The organism is Micromonospora sp. NPDC051925 (assembly GCF_044548625.1).
GTDB lineage: Bacteria > Actinomycetota > Actinomycetes > Mycobacteriales > Micromonosporaceae > Micromonospora.
In genome coordinates this window covers 78,724-94,285 of sequence record NZ_JBIUCH010000016.1, presented here as the reverse complement: position 1 = coordinate 94,285, position 15,562 = coordinate 78,724, and the positions used below count along the sequence as shown (strand labels likewise).

The following is a 15,562-nucleotide window of genomic DNA, read 5'->3' as shown; positions in this document are numbered from 1 at the left end:
CACGGGCCTCCTTTGAGGGACGAACCACCCGAAGACTCTCATTTACCTTCTGACCTCCGCACGATGAGGGCAACGCTCGTCCCTTGTCAGGAGGTTTGTGGTGATACGCAGAGGCTGGCTCGTCGCCGTACTCTCCGGTGCGGCCCTGGCCGTCTTCCCCGGGGTCGCGCCGTCGGCCGGTGCGCCGATCACCACGGCCGAGGCCGCCGCGCCGATCACCACGGCCGAGGCCGCCGCGCTCCCCGACGACGGCTCCCGGGTACCGGACGGGAGCCGCCCCGGCCACGGTGAACAGCCCGGCGGCCCCACCGCGCCCGGTCGAACCAGGGCTCCGCAGCCGGCGGCCGACAGCCTCTGCCGCCCCGGCCTACCGCCGGACGCGCCGCAGACCACCCAGTTCTACGACGACAACCGGCTGCTCGGGCCGACCACGTTGCCGAGCCCGTCCCCGGTCGGCCCGCTGCTCGCCGGCTACCAGCGGTTCGGCGCGCAGAGCGAGGCCCAGTGGGTACGGAACTACACCGCGAACGGGGCCGGCACCGCACTGGTCTTCCCACCGGAGAACGGCTTCTTCCTCGGTCCGGACGGCAAGCCGGTGAAGCAGCGGCAGACCATGCTGCCCGGGTACCGCCTCGACCGTTTCGGCTTTCCCGGCGGTGCCTTCCTGGCCCCGCTCGGCACCCCGTTCGGCTCCCGCTCCCTCGCCCCGCAGAGCCTGAACACCCCACCCACGCCGCCGGCCACCACGCCACCCGCCCCGCTGGCCAACTACCACACCTACTGCGTGCTCAAGCTGCGGGGCGGGCGTACGGCGGGTTCCACCGGCCGCGGGGGAGTGCGGTGGTGGATGCCGCTGCCGTACGCCCGCCCGATCTCGGCCGGCGCGGAAACCGACGCGACGCGGTCAGACCACTGGAAACCTTACTGCCTTTTCGATAAGGCGACAAGGAGTGGCGGGCGGGGTAGTTTCTTCGAACTACCCTTGACCAGTGCTGGTGTGGAGGAGTCGAAGGTGAGTCGTCCCGAGTGGATCAGCGTCTCGATGCCCTACGTCAGGCCCGGATCGCGAGCAGGCGGGGACGCGTGGGCAGCGGAGGCGGCGCAGCGCGGTGGGCTCGGTACCCAGAGCCTGTTGGAGGTGGTGGAGCTGACACCTGCGGCTGAGGTGACGGAAGCTCTGCAACTGGACGCCGAGACGCCCGTGATCGTTCGACGGCGGCTCATGATGTTCGATGGGCAGCCGGTGGAGTTGACCGACTCGTACTATCCGGCCCCGATCGCTCGCGGCACTGCCCTGAGTAAGCCTGGCAAGATTCGAGGAGGAGCGGTCAGCCTGCTCGCCGAGTTGGGCTATCGTCCCCGGCGGGTCACGGAGGACGTCTACACCCGGCAGCCCACCGAGTCCCAGCGGGGCGCGCTGGGGTTGACGGCTGGGGAATGGGTGCTCGGCCTGACCCGGGTGCTCAGTACCGCCGAGGGCGTGCCGGTCGAGTTGAGCGTGATGACGATGGTGCCCCACGGTCGGCGTCTACGGTACGAACTGACCGTCGAATAGCGGATCGAGGGAGCGGCACATGGCCAGCGAAGGCGACGGTCGTCCTCGGCACGAGCAGATTGCGGCCGACCTTCGAGCCCGCATCATGTGTGGCGACCTGCCCGCCGGTTCGCAGCTACCGTCGATCCCCACCCTGACGACGCGTTATGCCGCTGCCACGGCGACTGTCCAACGGGCGCTTGCCGCCTTGAGGGCGGAGGGAGCGGTGCGCAGCGAGATGGGCAGGGGCGTTTTCGTGCGCGACCGCCAACCTCTCGTCATGGAGGCTTCGGCATACCTCGCGCCGGAGCCGAGCGGGATCAGTTACCGCCTGCTGGCCGTCAACGAGGTGGAGCCGTCCCCGGAGATCGGGCGGCTACTGGCGCTGGACGGCGACGACAAGGCGGTGCTGCGACAGTGGCTGATGCTGCATGGCGGAGAGCCGACGGAGTTGTGCTGGTCGTACTACCCGGCCTCGATCGCGCGGGGCACCGAGCTTGCCGGCCGCCGCAAGATCAGTGGTGGGGCGTCCCGGGTCCTGGCGGATCTCGGCCATCCGCAGCACGAGGTGGTCGATCGGGTGTCGGCCCGAATGCCGACCTCCGAGGAGGTGGAGACCTTGGCGCTGCCGCCGTACGTGCCGGTGTTACGCCAACTGCGGGTGGTCTACACCGCGACGGAGCAGCCCGTCGAGGTGTCGGTTCTGATCAAGGGCAGCCATCTGCACGAGCTTCGTTACGGTTTCCGCACCGGGTAGTCGTTGCCGGAGTGGTGGAGCGCGCTGACGAACTGTCGGACCAGGAGCGGGCCGAACGGGTCGGCTGAGCCTTCACGCAGTTCGGGGCCGTGTTGTCGGGGCTTCCTACCGTGGTGTCAGCCCGCCCCGGACATCATGGTGGCGGCGCCCCGTCAAGGAGTTGTCATGCCTGGTCGTGCTCTGCTCCGTACCACCGCCGTCGCCCTGGCCGCCGTGCTGGCGGCCGGCGGCTGTGCCTCCACCGCGACGAGTTCTGCGGATGCCACGGCGACCGGGGCGACCGGCGGCCCGTCGAACCCGGGCGACGCGACGACCGCCCCCGTCGCCGACGCCGGCACCGGCACCGGCACCGGCACGGTCACCGACGGCGAGACGCCGGACGGCGGCGTCAAGGGCGGCGGCCCCGCCGGCAGTCCCTCGGCCGGCGGTGGCAACGACAGTGGCGACGCCAAGTCCGGTACGAAGGCGAGCGGGCCCGTCATCAGCTTCTTCCGGGTGGCCGACAAACCGCGCTGCCCGGCCGGCACCAGCGCCAACCCGATCGCCGGCGGCGGGGTGCTGGTGGAGTGGCGGGTCAGCAACGTCAAGGCGGTGGCCCTGTCGATCGACGGTCCCGGCATCTATCGCGACGACTATCCGTCGGCGGGTAGCGAGGAGTTCACCTTTCCCTGCTCGGGTCGGGAAGGGGACATCCAGAAGCACACCTACCTGTTGACCGCGAGCAACGCCCACGGCAAGCAGACGAAGACCATCGTGGTGACCGCTCCGGTGCACGACATTCCGACCGTGTGACCGAGCTCTGATCTCCGCGATCTGCCACCCGACCTGAAAGGGCGGTCGGCCTGTCGAAGGGGCGGATCCGGGCCGTGGGGGACGGCCCGGAGCGGACACCGGGAGAACCGTGATCAATGGTAAGGTCCGTTCAGGTAGATCGTCATTTCATTCTGTTCGCGATAGGGAGATGAGATGCGCCGACAGTCCGGAGCAGTAGACGGGACGGTCATGTCGGCTATCTACCTCTGGGCGGCGTTCATCAATGGGCTCCCTCAATATCGGGATCGTTGCGCATGTTGACGCAGGAAAAACGAGCCTGACCGAGCGGCTTCTTCATCACACCGGTGTCATCGACCAGATCGGAAGCGTCGACACCGGCAGTACCCAGACCGACTCCATGGAGATGGAGCGGCGTCGCGGGATCACCATCCGGTCAGCCGTGGTGTCCTTCGCCATTGACGGTCTTCAGGTCAATCTCATCGACACGCCTGGTCACCCGGACTTCATCGCCGAGGTGGAGCGGGCGCTGCGCGTGCTCGACGGCGCCATCCTGGTGGTCTCGTCCGTCGAAGGGGTGCAGGCGCAGACCCGGATTCTCATGCGGACGTTGGATCGCCTGCGGATTCCCGTCCTCATCTTCGCCAACAAGATCGACCGCGTGGGTGCCCGGTACCAGGATCTGCTGGACAGCATCGGGGAGAAACTCACTCCCCGCCGACTCGCGATGAGTGCGGTGACCGATCCCGGCACCGGCAGGGCGCGGTCGCTGCCGCTGCCGCTGTCCGGTGGCGGGCGGGGTGCGTCGGTGGCCGATCTGCTGGCCGAGGAGAGTGACGCCTTTCTCGAGTCCTACCTCGGCGACGCCGGGCACCTCACCGAGCGGGACTACCGCGCGGAGTTGACGCGTCAGGTGCGGCAGGCGCTGGTGGTGCCGGTGTACTTCGGCTCGGCCGTCACCGGCGAGGGCGTGGGCGAGCTGCTCCGGGCCGTCAAGGAGTTCCTTCCGCCGTCGGCCGGCGACCCGTCGGCGCGGCTGCGGGCGAGCGTCTTCAAGATCGACTGGGTGCCCGGTGGTGAGAAGGTCGCCTACGCGCGGGTGCACTCCGGTCGGCTCGCGGCCCGGGAGCCGGTCGGCACGTATCGCCGTGACCGCACCGGCGAGGTGGTCGAGGGCAACGGCAAGGTGACGTCGGTACGGGTCTTCGCGCACGGCACCACGACCCGCGAGACGGTGGCCGGGCCCGGCGACATCGCCAAGGTCCACGGGCTGGCGCAGGTGCAGGTCGGCGACCAGCTCGGTTCGCCCGAGGGGCTGCCGACCGGCGGCTTCTTCGCTCCGCCGAGCCTGGAGACCGTCGTCCGGGCCGCCCGGCCGGAGCAGACCGTACAGCTCTACCAGCGCCTGCAGCGGTTGGCCGAGGAGGACCCGCTGATCGACGTACGCCGCAACGAGGCGGAGCAGAGCATCTCGGTGGCGCTCTACGGCGAGGTGCAACGCGAGGTGATCAGGGACCTGCTGATGGACCGGTACGACATCGAGGTGATCTTCGAGGAGACCACGACGGTGTACGTCGAGAAGGTGGTGGGCATCGGCCGAGGGCTGGACGTGATCGGGCAGAACGAGTTCCCCGCCACCGTCGGCCTGCGGATCGAGCCCGGCCCCTCGGGCACCGGCGTGCGGTACCTCATCGAGGTCGAGCCCGGCGGGCTACCGGCCGCCTTCCACAAGGCGATCGAGGAGACCGTCCGGCAGACGTTGCGGCAGGGGCTGCACGGCTGGGAGGTCGTCGACTGCGTGGTCACGTTGACCGACACCGCGTACTTCAGCCCGGTCACCTCGGCCGGCGACTTCCGTAAGCTCACCCCGCTGGTGCTGATGACCGCGCTGCGCGAGGCGGGGACCACGGTGCACGAGCCGGTGAACCAGTTCGACCTGGAGGTGCCCGACGACACGGTCCGCGCGGTCATGTCCCGGCTGGCCGCTGCGCGGGCGATCGTGGACCAGTGCGAGGCGCGGGGCCCGGTCAGCCGCCTGCACGGCACCATCCCGGCGAGCAGCGTCCACGACATCGAGCGCCAACTACCGGGCCTGTCCCACGGCGAAGGCGTGTTCGTCTCCACGCTGAGCGGTTACCGCAGGACCACCGGCAGCCCGCCGACCCGCCGACGCACCGACGGCAACCCGCTCCACCGCAAGGAGTACCTGACGCACGTGCTCAAGCGGGGGTGACCGATCGCCGGGTCGGCGGTGTCGGCCGCTTCGCGCCGAGGTCGGCGGTGTCGGCGCGGGACAGGGGGCCGGCACGTGGCGCACGGGCTCCCCGGTCATCACCTGGGGGTGGTGGAGGGCATCGCGGCTCGCTTCCTCCGCCCCTCGTCGGCCCGACCAGGTCACCGGTCGTCGGGTAGGCGAGAATGAGGTACGTGACGACGATCCCGAACGTGCTCGCCCACCGGTACGCCTCACCCGAACTGGTCGCCCTCTGGTCCCCGGAGGAGAAGGTCCGGATGGAGCGGCGGCTCTGGCTCGCGGTCCTCCGCGCCCAGCGTGACCTCGGCGTGGCCGTCCCGGACGGGGTGGTCGAGGCGTACGAGCGGGTGGTCGACGACGTCGACCTGGCCTCGATCGCCGAGCGGGAGCGGGTCACCCGGCACGACGTGAAGGCCCGGATCGAGGAGTTCAGCGCGCTCGCCGGGTACGAGCACGTGCACAAGGGGATGACCTCCCGCGACCTCACCGAGAACGTCGAGCAGCTCCAGGTGCGCGCCTCGCTGGAGCTGATCCGGGACCGGGTGGTCGCCGCGCTGGCCCGGCTGGCCCGGCTCGCCCACGAGCACTCCGGCCTGGTGCTGACCGGTCGCTCGCACAACGTCGCCGCGCAGGCCACCACGCTGGGCAAGCGCTTCGCCTCGGCGGCGGAAGAGCTGCTGATCGCGTACGAGCGGCTGGAGGACCTGATCGGCCGCTACCCGCTGCGCGGGATCAAGGGCCCGGTGGGTACCGCCGCCGACCAGCTCGACCTCTTCGACGGGGACGCCGAGAAGGTCGCGGAGCTGGAGCGTCGGGTCGCCGGCCACCTCGGCTTCGCCCGGGTGCTGGACAGCGTCGGGCAGGTCTACCCGCGTTCGCTGGACTTCGACGTGCTCTCCGCGCTCGCGCAGGTGGCCGCCGCGCCGTCCTCGCTGGCCACCACGATCCGGCTGATGGTCGGTCAGGAGCTGGCCACCGAGGGCTTCAAGCCCGGTCAGGTCGGCTCCAGCGCGATGCCGCACAAGATGAACACCCGCTCGTCGGAGCGGGTGAACGGCTTCGCGGTGATCATCCGGGGGTACCTGTCGATGGTCGGCGAACTGGCCGGCGACCAGTGGAACGAGGGGGACGTCTCCTGCTCGGTGGTCCGCCGGGTGGCCCTGCCGGACGCCTTCTTCGCCGCCGACGGGCTGTTCCAGACCTTCCTCACCGTGCTCGACGAGTTCGGCGCGTACCCGGCGGTGATCAGCCGGGAGCTGGAGCGCTTCCTGCCCTTCCTGGCCACCACGAAGATCCTGGTCGCGGCGGTACGCCGGGGCGTCGGCCGGGAAGTCGCCCACGAGGTGATCAAGGAACACGCGGTCGCCGTCGCCCTCGCCATGCGGGAGAAGGGCGCTCCGGAGAACGACCTCTTCGACCGGCTGGCCGCCGACTCCCGCCTCGGTCTCACCCGTGCCGAGATCGACACCCTGGTAGCCGACCCCACCACCTTCACCGGCGCCGCCCAGGCCCAGGTGGACGCCATCACCCGCCGCATCACCAAGGTCGTCACCACCCACCCCCAAGCCGCCACCTACACCCCACCCCCCATCCTCTAACCCCACCCCCACCCCCACCCCCACCCCCACCCCCACCCGCCGCCCCCCTCCCCCTCCCGCCCCCCGCCCCCCGCCCCCCGCCCGCCCCGGTGATCAAGAAGTTTGTGTCACCGTTGATGATCAAATTGACCTAAACCTCTTGATCACCGGGGGCCTGCGGTCCCCTGGGGGTGCGGGGTGTTGGGGGGTGGGTCAGGGGTTGCGGGTGGGGGTTTCGGCGGCGGAGGAAAGGTCGGGGGCGCTCGCCGGTTCGGCGATGCCGCCGGGGGCCTCGGTGAAGCCGGGCTCGTGGGCGGTCTCGGCGGCGACCAGGGGCTGGTCGTGCGGCATGACGTCGGGGACCTTGGGCACCACGATCACCGCCGTGCCGTAGGCGCAGATCTCCATCCACATCTCGCCGCAGTCGCGGCTGTCGAAGCGCATTCCCACCACGGCGTTCGCGCCGATGCGCAGGGCCTCCTCGCCGAGCCGGGCCACCGAGTCGGTACGCCAGCGGGTGAGGTTGTCCGGGGCCATCGGGTCGTACGCCCCGCCGCGCAGGTTCTTGACCCCCTCGCGGTACGGGTTCCGGGTCCGCGCCATCGACGACACCACTTCGCCGAGGATCTGGCGGATCTCGTAGCCGGGCAGTTGATCCGTCGTCACGACCAGCACGGTTCCGATGCTGTCAGTAGCCGCACGGCGTCGACGCGTGCCGTGGTCAGCTGGCCGGATGCTGCAAAACGAGGCGGCGCGGACGGTCGGCGCTCGGCCGACCATCCGTGCCGCATGAGCGGTAACGGGCAGGGCCGGACCTGCACCGACCATTCCTGCCGGGTCGGGCGGTAACAGGCAGGGCCAGACCTGCATCGGCCACTCCGCGCCGGGTCGGGCGGTAACGGGCAGGGCGGACACCGACCATCCGCGTCGGGTCGGGCGGTAACGGGCAGGGCGGTACTGCACAGACGATTCCTGCCGGTCGGGCGGTAACCGGCAGGGCAGGTCAACACCGACCATCCCCGCCCTGCCGGGGTGACTGTCCCGGCCGTCGAGGTGATCCAGACCCGGTTGTACGCGACGCTGCCGTGGTTCTGGATGCCGGACCCGTCGGGCCCGGGTCATCGGGCCGGGTCGGCCGTCGGGGTGGGGGTGGCCCGCCGTGGACGTCGAGCAGGAATCGACACTTGGCGATCGAGGATGGGGGTCCACGGGTTCATTCACAAAAGTGTGGTCATCTCGATCAATGTGACAGAGGCGACTCGCGGCGTGCTCGTCCCTGTTTGTCGGATACCGGTCCCAAATCTGGCGTTGAGTCGCGTATTGCCTGGTCAAAACGGTTGTGTCGAGACGGCGCGTCGACGATCGGCAACAAATCCGCATCAGAGCGGCAACGAACGGATATCGGCCGCCCGTCCCGGTCGCCGGCAATGTTGATCACTGCCTGAACTGGCCCCGGCCGGTGCGTCCGGACCGGTATCTGCCAGGTAGGCTGGCTGCGCTCGCCCCTAGTGGGCCGGCACCCAACTGCGTACACAGTCAGGAGTGCCCAGTGCCTCGCGTCGTCGTCGACGTCATGCTCAAGCCCGAGATCCTCGATCCTCAGGGCCAGGCCGTCGCAAACGCGCTGCCGCGGCTCGGCGTCAGTGACGTCGCCTCCGTCCGGATCGGCAGGCGGATCGAGATCGAGTTCACCGGCGAACCGGACCTGGACCGGGCCCGGGAGATCGCCGACAAACTGCTCGCCAACCCCGTCATCGAGGACTTCACGGTCCGGGTCGAGGCCGACGAGACCGTGGACGCGCACTCGTGACCGCCCGCGTCGGAGTGGTGACCTTCCCCGGCTCGCTGGACGACGGGGACGCCGCCCGTGCCGTCCGGATCGCCGGTGCGGAGCCCGTCCGGCTCTGGCACGGCGACCCGGAGCTGCACGGGGTGGACGCCGTCGTCCTCCCGGGTGGCTTCTCCTACGGCGACTACCTGCGCTGCGGGGCCATCGCCCGGTTCGCCCCGGTGATGGAGACCCTGGTCGACGCCGCCCGGGGTGGCCTGCCGGTGCTCGGCATCTGCAACGGCTTCCAGATCCTCTGCGAGGCCCACCTGCTCCCCGGCGCGCTCACCCGCAACCAGCACCTGCACTTCCGTAACCGGGACCAGGTCCTGCGCGTCGAGTCGGCCGGCACCGCCTGGACGAACACCTTCCAGCCCGGCCAGGAGATCCTCATCCCGGTCAAGAACGGCGAGGGCTGCTACGTCGCGGACACCGCCACCCTCGACGAGCTGGAGGCCGAGGGGCGGGTCGTCGCCCGCTACGTCCGCGGCAACCCGAACGGCTCGCAGCGGGACATCGCCGCGATCACCAACGCCGCCGGCAACGTGGTCGGCATCATGCCCCACCCGGAGCACGCCGTGGAGGCGCTCACCGGCCCCTCCCTGGACGGCCTCGGCTTCTTCACCTCGGTGCTCAAGCATCTGGTGGGGACGCCGGCGTGACGGTGCCCGGCAGGATCATCGGTCGGCTCGACCGCCCCACGGGCGGCTCCGAGCGCAGCGAGGAGAGGTCATGACCACCCACCAGGACCCGGCCGTGCGGGAGACCCCGGGCCACTTCCCGGCGGACCCGACGGAGCCGCGTGCGGCCGTCGTGCCGCCGGGCGGTCCGGCCGATGCCGGCCGGCACGGCGGTCCGACGCCGGTCTCCGACTGGGCCGACGGCGTGGACACCGTGCAGCGGGCCGCCGGCACCGGCGACGAACTTCAGCCGTACGCCGAGCTGGGCCTGCGCGACGACGAGTACGACCGGATCCGGCACATCCTCGGCCGCCGCCCCACCCAGGCCGAGCTGGCCATGTACTCGATCATGTGGAGCGAGCACTGCTCCTACAAGTCGAGCAAGGTGCACCTGCGCCAGTTCGGCGAGAAGGCCCCGCCGAGCGACCGGCTGCTCGCCGGCATCGGTGAGAACGCGGGCGTCGTCCGGGTCTCCGACACGCTGGCCGTCACCTTCAAGGTCGAGTCGCACAACCACCCGAGCTTCGTCGAGCCCTACCAGGGCGCGGCTACCGGCGTCGGCGGCATCGTCCGGGACATCCTGGCGATGGGCGCGCGCCCGGTCGCGGTGATGGACCCGCTGCGGTTCGGCGCGGCCGACCACCCGGACACCGCCCGGGTGCTGCCCGGCGTGGTCGCCGGCGTCGGCGGCTACGGCAACTGCCTCGGCCTGCCCAACATCGGCGGTGAGCTGGTCTTCGACCCCTGCTACCAGGGCAACCCGCTGCTCAACGCGCTCTGCCTCGGCGTGCTGCCGGTCGACCGGTTGCAGAAGAAGGACGCTGCCGGCCCCGGCAACGTCGTGGTGCTGCTCGGCGCAAAGACCGGTCGGGACGGCATCGGCGGCGTGTCGGTGCTGGCCAGCGCCACCTTCGACGAGGGCAGCGAACAGCGCCGTCCGTCGGTGCAGGTCGGCGACCCGTTCATCGAGAAGCTGCTGATCGAGGCGTGCCTGGAGCTGTACGACGCCGAGCTGGTCGTCGGTATCCAGGACCTAGGCGGCGCGGGCCTGACCTGCGCGCTCACCGAGACCGCCGCGTCGGCCGGCACCGGCATGCGGGTCTGGCTGGAGCGGGTTCCGCTGCGCGAGCCGTCGATGGAGCCGCACGAGATCCTGGCCAGCGAGTCCCAGGAGCGGATGCTGCTGGTGGTGACCCCGGAGAAGCTGGAGGCGGTGCTCAAGACCGCCGAGAAGTGGGGGGTGCTGGCCACCGCGATCGGTGAGGTCACCGCGCCCTCGCCCGACGGCCGGCCGGGCCGGCTGCTGGTCACCTGGAACGACCACGTGGTGGTCGACGTGCCGCCGGGCTCGCTGGTCGACGACGGCCCGGTCTACGCCCGCCCGATGCGCGAGCCGGCCGACCTGATCCTGCTCCAGGCTGACCGGGCCGAGACGCTGCCCCGGCCGAGCAACCCGGAGGCGCTGCGGGAGACCCTGCTGCGCATGATCGCCTCGCCGAACCTGGCCGACAAGACCTGGGTCACCGAGCAGTACGACCGGTACGTGCTGGGCAACACCGTGCTGGCCCAGCCGGAGGACTCCGGGGTGATCCGGATCGACGAGCAGAGCGGCCTGGGGGTCGCCCTCTCCGTCGACGGCAACGGCCGGTACGCCCGCCTCGACCCGTACCAGGGGACGAAGCTGGCGCTCGCCGAGGCGTACCGGAACGTGGCGGTGACCGGCGCGAAGCCGATCGCGGTGACCAACTGCCTCAACTTCGGCTCGCCGGAGGACCCGGGCGTGATGTGGCAGTTCGCCGAGGCCGTGCGCGGCCTGGCGGACGGCTGCCTGGAGCTGGGCATCCCGGTCACCGGCGGCAACGTCAGCTTCTACAACCAGACCGGTGCCGCCGCCATCCACCCGACCCCGGTGGTCGGCGTGCTGGGCGTGCTGGACGACGTGGCCGACCGGGTGCCGATGGGCTTCGTGCCGCGCACCGGCGGCGACCACGACCAGCTCTTCCTGCTCGGCGACACGCACGTGGAACTGTCCGGCTCCGAGTGGGCCTGGGTGACGCACGAGCACCTGGGCGGTATGCCGCCGCAGGTCGACCTGGGCCGGGAGCGCCAGCTCGCCGAGCTGATGGCCGAGGCGGCCCGGGTGGGCCACCTCAGCTCCGCGCACGATCTGTCCGACGGTGGTCTGGCCCAGAGCCTGGTGGAGTCCAGCCTGCGCAGGGGCGTCGGTGCCCGGGTCGGTCTGCCGGAGCGGTTCGCCGACGGTTCGCTGCCGTTCGTCTTCCTGTTCAGCGAGTCGGCCGGTCGGGTGTTGGTGACCGTTCCGCGCGGGCACGAGAAGGCGTTCACCGCGCTCTGCGACGAGCGCGGCGTGCCGTGGGAGCTGATCGGCGTCACCGACCCGGCGAGCGGCGCCCTGGAGGTGCACGGCCAGTTCCGGATCGGTCTGGACGAGCTGCGGGCCGCGCACACCGCGACCCTGCCCCGGCTCTTCGGCGGGTCGGAGGCGGCCCAGGTGCAGGTCGAGGCGGTTCGGACCGGCACCACCACGATCGCCCCGGCCACCGCCGCCCAACCGGTGGACGTACCGGAGCGGGAGCAGCCGGCGGACGCGGACGACCCGGCCGGCGAGGTCGTGGCCGCCCCGGCGACCGCTGCCCCGACGCCCGCCGCGCCGGCGGCCACCGCGTCGGAGTCGAGCGTCCCGCCCGAGGTGGCCACGCCCGAGACGGCCACGCCCGAGGCCGCAGCGGCGGCCGAGGGGCGCGGTGCCGACGTACCGGCTGCCGAGTCGGCACCGACCACGGAGGCCGGCGCGGAGGCACCGACTCCCGACGCACCAACGGCCGAGGCCGACGGCGGCGTAGCGCAGCGCCCCGCGCCCGATCAGCTCTGAGGCGGTGGCCCCGGCCGTCCACGCCCAACCCGGTTCGGGTGCCCGGTTCGACTGGGGGCTGACCGGGGCGGCGGAACTCGGCCGGGTCTGCGCCGTCCTGGTGGTGGTGGACGTCCTCTCGTTCACCACCACCGTGGAGGTGGCGGTCGCCCGGGGCATGCGGGTCCACCCGTTCCCCTGGGGAGAGCAGGCGGCCGAGTACGCGGTGCGGGTCGGCGCGGTTGCCGCAGTGGGTCGCCGGCAGACGACCACGGCACACCCGTGGTCGCTCTCTCCGGCAGCCCTGAGTAGCGCGCCGGTCGTCGCCGACCTGGTGCTGCCGTCGCCGAACGGCTCCGCGATCAGCGCCGCGGCCAGCGCCACCGGCCGGCCGGTGGTCGCGGCCTGCCTGCGCAACGCCCGCGCCGTCGGGCGATGGCTGCGCCGCCACGGGTACGGCTCGATTGACACCCCGGTGGGGGTGGTGGCCGCCGGCGAGCGTTGGCCGGACGGCACCCTACGCCCCTCGGTGGAGGACCAGTTGGGCGCGGCCAGCGTGCTGGACGCGATCTCCGGGGTGCCCGGTGGGCTGTCGGTGGAGGCGGCGATGGCGCTGGCGGCGCTGGCCAGCACTCCCGACGTGCCGGCGGCGGTACGTGGGTGTGTCTCCGGCCGGGAGCTGATCGAGGGTGGCTTCGCCGGGGACGTCGAGGTCGCCGTCCAACTGGATGTCTCGGACGTGGTGCCGGTGCTCCGCCGGGGCGTCTTCTCGGCCGGCTGACACCGCTCCGCGAGGGCGTCTTCTCGCCGGCTGAAACCGCTCCGCGAGGGGTCTGCTCGGCCGGCTGACACCGTTCTGCCAGGGGTGGCTGACACCGTAGCGACGACGGGCCGCCCGGTGAGTCCGGGCGGCCCGTCGTCGTCGCTGTTGCCGGTGGGTCAGTCGTCCAACCAGTCGAGGCGGCGTCCGCCGCGCTCCGGGGGCGGACCGTCCGGCCGGGCCCGCCCGGACGGCGTCTGGTCGCGGCCGGCCTGGGCCGGGTCGCCGTAGTAGCCACCCGGCTGCTGGTCGTAGCCCTGCTGGTCGTACCCACCGCTGCGCTGCTGTGGCGGTTCCTGGCCGTAGCCGCCCGGCGGCTGATCAGCAGGGTAGCCGCCCGGCTGGCCGTACCCGCCCTGCGGAGAGGCGTAACCGGTCTGCTGGTCGTAGCCCGCGCCTGGCTGGTCGTAACCGCCCTGGTGGGCACCGCGTTGGTCGTAGCCCCCCTGGTGGGCACCGCCCGGCTGGGCATAACCGGCTGGCTGGTCGTAGCCGGCTGGCTGGTCGTAACCGCCCTGGTGGGTTCCGGCCGGCTGGTCGTAGCCGCCCTGGTGGGCACCGGCCGGCTGGTCGTAACCGCCGTGCTGGCCGCCGTAACCCTGTGCGGGGCCGGCGTCGTAACCCGCCTGCTGACCGTAGCCGCCGCCACCGGCATAGCCACCGGTCGGCTCCGCGCCACGGCTGTAGCCGCCCTGCTCGGGCTGGCCGTAGCCGGCCGCGCCGGGCTGGCCGTACGCGTCCTGCGCCGGTTGGTAGGTGCTGGTCGGGTAGGGGTCGGCGGCCGGCGCGTACGAGGTGCTGTCGCCGGTGTACCGGCCGGTGGGCTCGTCGTAGCGTTCGCCGCCGTAGCCGCCGGCCTGCTCCTGCGCCGGGTAGCCGGCCCCGGCCGTCGCGCCGTAGTCCCGGCTGCCGTAGCCGCCGCCGGAGGCCGGGGCGTTGCCGTAGCCGCTTCCCGAGGACGGGGCGTTGCCGTAGCCACCGGCCGGGGAGGCCGCCGCGCCGTAGCCGCCAGCGGCACCTGCCGCCCCCGCCGCACCGTAACCGCCGCCGGACGAGGGAACGGCACCGTAGCCGCCCGGCTGGCCGTAGCCGCCCTGGCCAGCGGGCTCGTCGCCGTAACCGCCGCCGGCGGCCCAGTTGTCCTGCGGTGCGCCGTAGGGCTGTGGCGGAGCGGCGTACGGGTCCGGTGGGACGTCGTCGACGACCGGCCGGTGCATCATCGTCGGCGCGTCGCTCAGCGAGGAGTTGCCGACCATCGTCGGGTCGGGCCCGGCACCGACCCGGTTGACCACCCGGGTCTGGTCGTCGGTGCCACGCGGGCCCCGGGGGCCGGGGACGCCTCCCGCGGCGGCGGCACCGTCCGGTCCGTCCCCGTCCCCGTCGGCGTCCGCGTCGGCGTTCTTGCGCCGGATCCAGAGCAGCACGATGGTGCCGACGCCGGCCGCCACCAGCAGGCCGCCGAGCAGGATGATCAGGAAGGAGCCGAAACCGCTGTCGTCGTCCTGGGACGCGGCCTGCTGCTGCCCGGAGCTCGGTTCGGTGCTCTCCTCGTCGGTGGTCTCCTCGGTCGTCTCCTCCGTCGGAGTCGCCTCCACGGAGGTCGACGGGGTGGCGCTCGGGCTGACCTCGACCTTCAGCGCCAGGCTGATCCGCTGGTTGGACAGGCTCTGCCCGGCACCTGCGGTGATCGGCTTGGTCGCGACGATGCCGTCCTTGCTGGCACCGAGCACCAGTGCTCCGGGCGCGATCGGGTTCGCGCTGGACCCGGTGATCCGGAAGTTGCCGCTGCCGTCGCTGGTGGTGTTGAACTGCCGACCGGTCGGGTCCTCCAGCCCCACCACCGCGTTGGGCACCGGGTCGCCGGTGGCCGCCACGACCACCTTGCCGGAGATCGACTTGACCGTCGGCTTGTCCTGCGGCGCGGTGGTCTGTGGGGCTGCCTTGGCGATCAGGGTCACGGTCGTGCTGGCCGAGTTCTCGGCGCCGTTGGCGTCGACGGCCTTCACGGTGATCGTGGCGGAGCCGTTCGACGCGTCGTCGGCAAGGGAGAAGCTGGCGCTGGAGTTGCCGCTCTCGTTGACCTTGTTGCGACTGCAACCGTCCACGCAGCGCAGCTTGCCGTTGCTGGACGTGACCGAGACGTCGACCGGGGAACCGTCACCCACGGTGAGCGAGTAGCTTACCCGGGTAGTCTTCCCAGCTTCGACGGAACTCGGAGACGCCGACACGTTGTTGACGCTCGGCGCGGCGAAGGCGGGTGTGGCGGGGGTGATGAGCAGGGCCCCGGCCACCAGCGCTACGACCACACCGGCCCGCTGCGTCCAGGCACGTCGGTGTGTTGACACGTCCACCGCCTTCCGGTCTGACTTCCCCGGCGAAGGGCCGGGGATCATCACGGTATGAATACGCCGTCGGCAACTATGCCTTGTCTGACCGGATCGGCGCGACCCAGGGGCCAGCGTGGCACCC

Annotated in this window: 11 protein-coding genes; 9 read left to right on the top strand and 2 right to left on the bottom strand. The window is 71.7% G+C overall.

The features are described from left to right. Positions 1 to 97: 97 nt before the first annotated feature. The 5 genes from ACIG87_RS22015 to purB all read left to right on the top strand — a co-directional run bounded on the left by ACIG87_RS22015 (position 98) and on the right by purB (position 6,914). A complete protein-coding gene (locus ACIG87_RS22015; protein ID WP_396852777.1) occupies positions 98 to 1,555 on the top strand; it encodes a UTRA domain-containing protein in 1,458 nt (485 codons plus the stop codon). A gap of 19 nt (positions 1,556 to 1,574) precedes the next feature. After that, positions 1,575 to 2,291: a GntR family transcriptional regulator gene (locus tag ACIG87_RS22010; protein ID WP_396852776.1), complete on the top strand. Its 717-nt coding sequence runs from the start codon at positions 1,575 to 1,577 to the stop codon at positions 2,289 to 2,291. 165 nt (positions 2,292 to 2,456) lie between these two features. Further along, on the top strand, positions 2,457 to 3,083 hold the full coding sequence (locus ACIG87_RS22005; RefSeq protein WP_396852774.1) for a hypothetical protein: 627 nt from the start codon (positions 2,457 to 2,459) through the stop codon (positions 3,081 to 3,083). Positions 3,084 to 3,327: 244 nt separating this feature from the next. Next, complete coding sequence (locus ACIG87_RS22000; protein WP_396852772.1) at positions 3,328 to 5,295, top strand: GTP-binding protein; 1,968 nt, start codon at positions 3,328 to 3,330, stop codon at positions 5,293 to 5,295. Positions 5,296 to 5,489: 194 nt separating this feature from the next. After that, the gene (purB, locus tag ACIG87_RS21995; RefSeq protein WP_396852771.1) at positions 5,490 to 6,914 is read left to right on the top strand and encodes an adenylosuccinate lyase; all 1,425 of its coding nucleotides are present in this window, start codon (positions 5,490 to 5,492) and stop codon (positions 6,912 to 6,914) included. A 192-nt stretch (positions 6,915 to 7,106) separates the two neighbouring features. Here the strand turns inward: purB and ACIG87_RS21990 are convergent, their stop codons facing one another. Then, complete coding sequence (locus tag ACIG87_RS21990; protein ID WP_396852770.1) at positions 7,107 to 7,673, bottom strand: YbjQ family protein; 567 nt, start codon at positions 7,671 to 7,673, stop codon at positions 7,107 to 7,109. Positions 7,674 to 8,442: 769 nt separating this feature from the next. Between ACIG87_RS21990 and purS the strand changes: the two genes are divergently transcribed. The 4 genes from purS (at position 8,443) to ACIG87_RS21970 (ending at position 13,054) form a co-directional block, all read left to right on the top strand. Continuing rightward, a complete protein-coding gene (gene purS / locus ACIG87_RS21985) occupies positions 8,443 to 8,703 on the top strand; it encodes a phosphoribosylformylglycinamidine synthase subunit PurS (protein ID WP_091252121.1) in 261 nt (86 codons plus the stop codon). Continuing rightward, positions 8,700 to 9,383: a phosphoribosylformylglycinamidine synthase subunit PurQ gene (purQ, locus tag ACIG87_RS21980; protein WP_396852768.1), complete on the top strand. Its 684-nt coding sequence runs from the start codon at positions 8,700 to 8,702 to the stop codon at positions 9,381 to 9,383. Before purS ends, purQ begins: the two co-directional genes overlap by 4 nt. 70 nt (positions 9,384 to 9,453) lie before the next feature. After that, on the top strand, positions 9,454 to 12,294 hold the full coding sequence (purL, locus tag ACIG87_RS21975) for a phosphoribosylformylglycinamidine synthase subunit PurL (protein WP_396852767.1): 2,841 nt from the start codon (positions 9,454 to 9,456) through the stop codon (positions 12,292 to 12,294). 4 nt (positions 12,295 to 12,298) lie between these two features. Continuing rightward, the gene (locus tag ACIG87_RS21970; RefSeq protein ID WP_396852765.1) at positions 12,299 to 13,054 is read left to right on the top strand and encodes a 2-phosphosulfolactate phosphatase; all 756 of its coding nucleotides are present in this window, start codon (positions 12,299 to 12,301) and stop codon (positions 13,052 to 13,054) included. A gap of 158 nt (positions 13,055 to 13,212) precedes the next feature. Here the strand turns inward: ACIG87_RS21970 and ACIG87_RS21965 are convergent, their stop codons facing one another. Further along, positions 13,213 to 15,486, bottom strand: coding sequence for a carboxypeptidase regulatory-like domain-containing protein (locus ACIG87_RS21965; RefSeq protein WP_396852764.1), 2,274 nt, complete (start codon positions 15,484 to 15,486; stop codon positions 13,213 to 13,215). Positions 15,487 to 15,562: the final 76 nt, after the last annotated feature.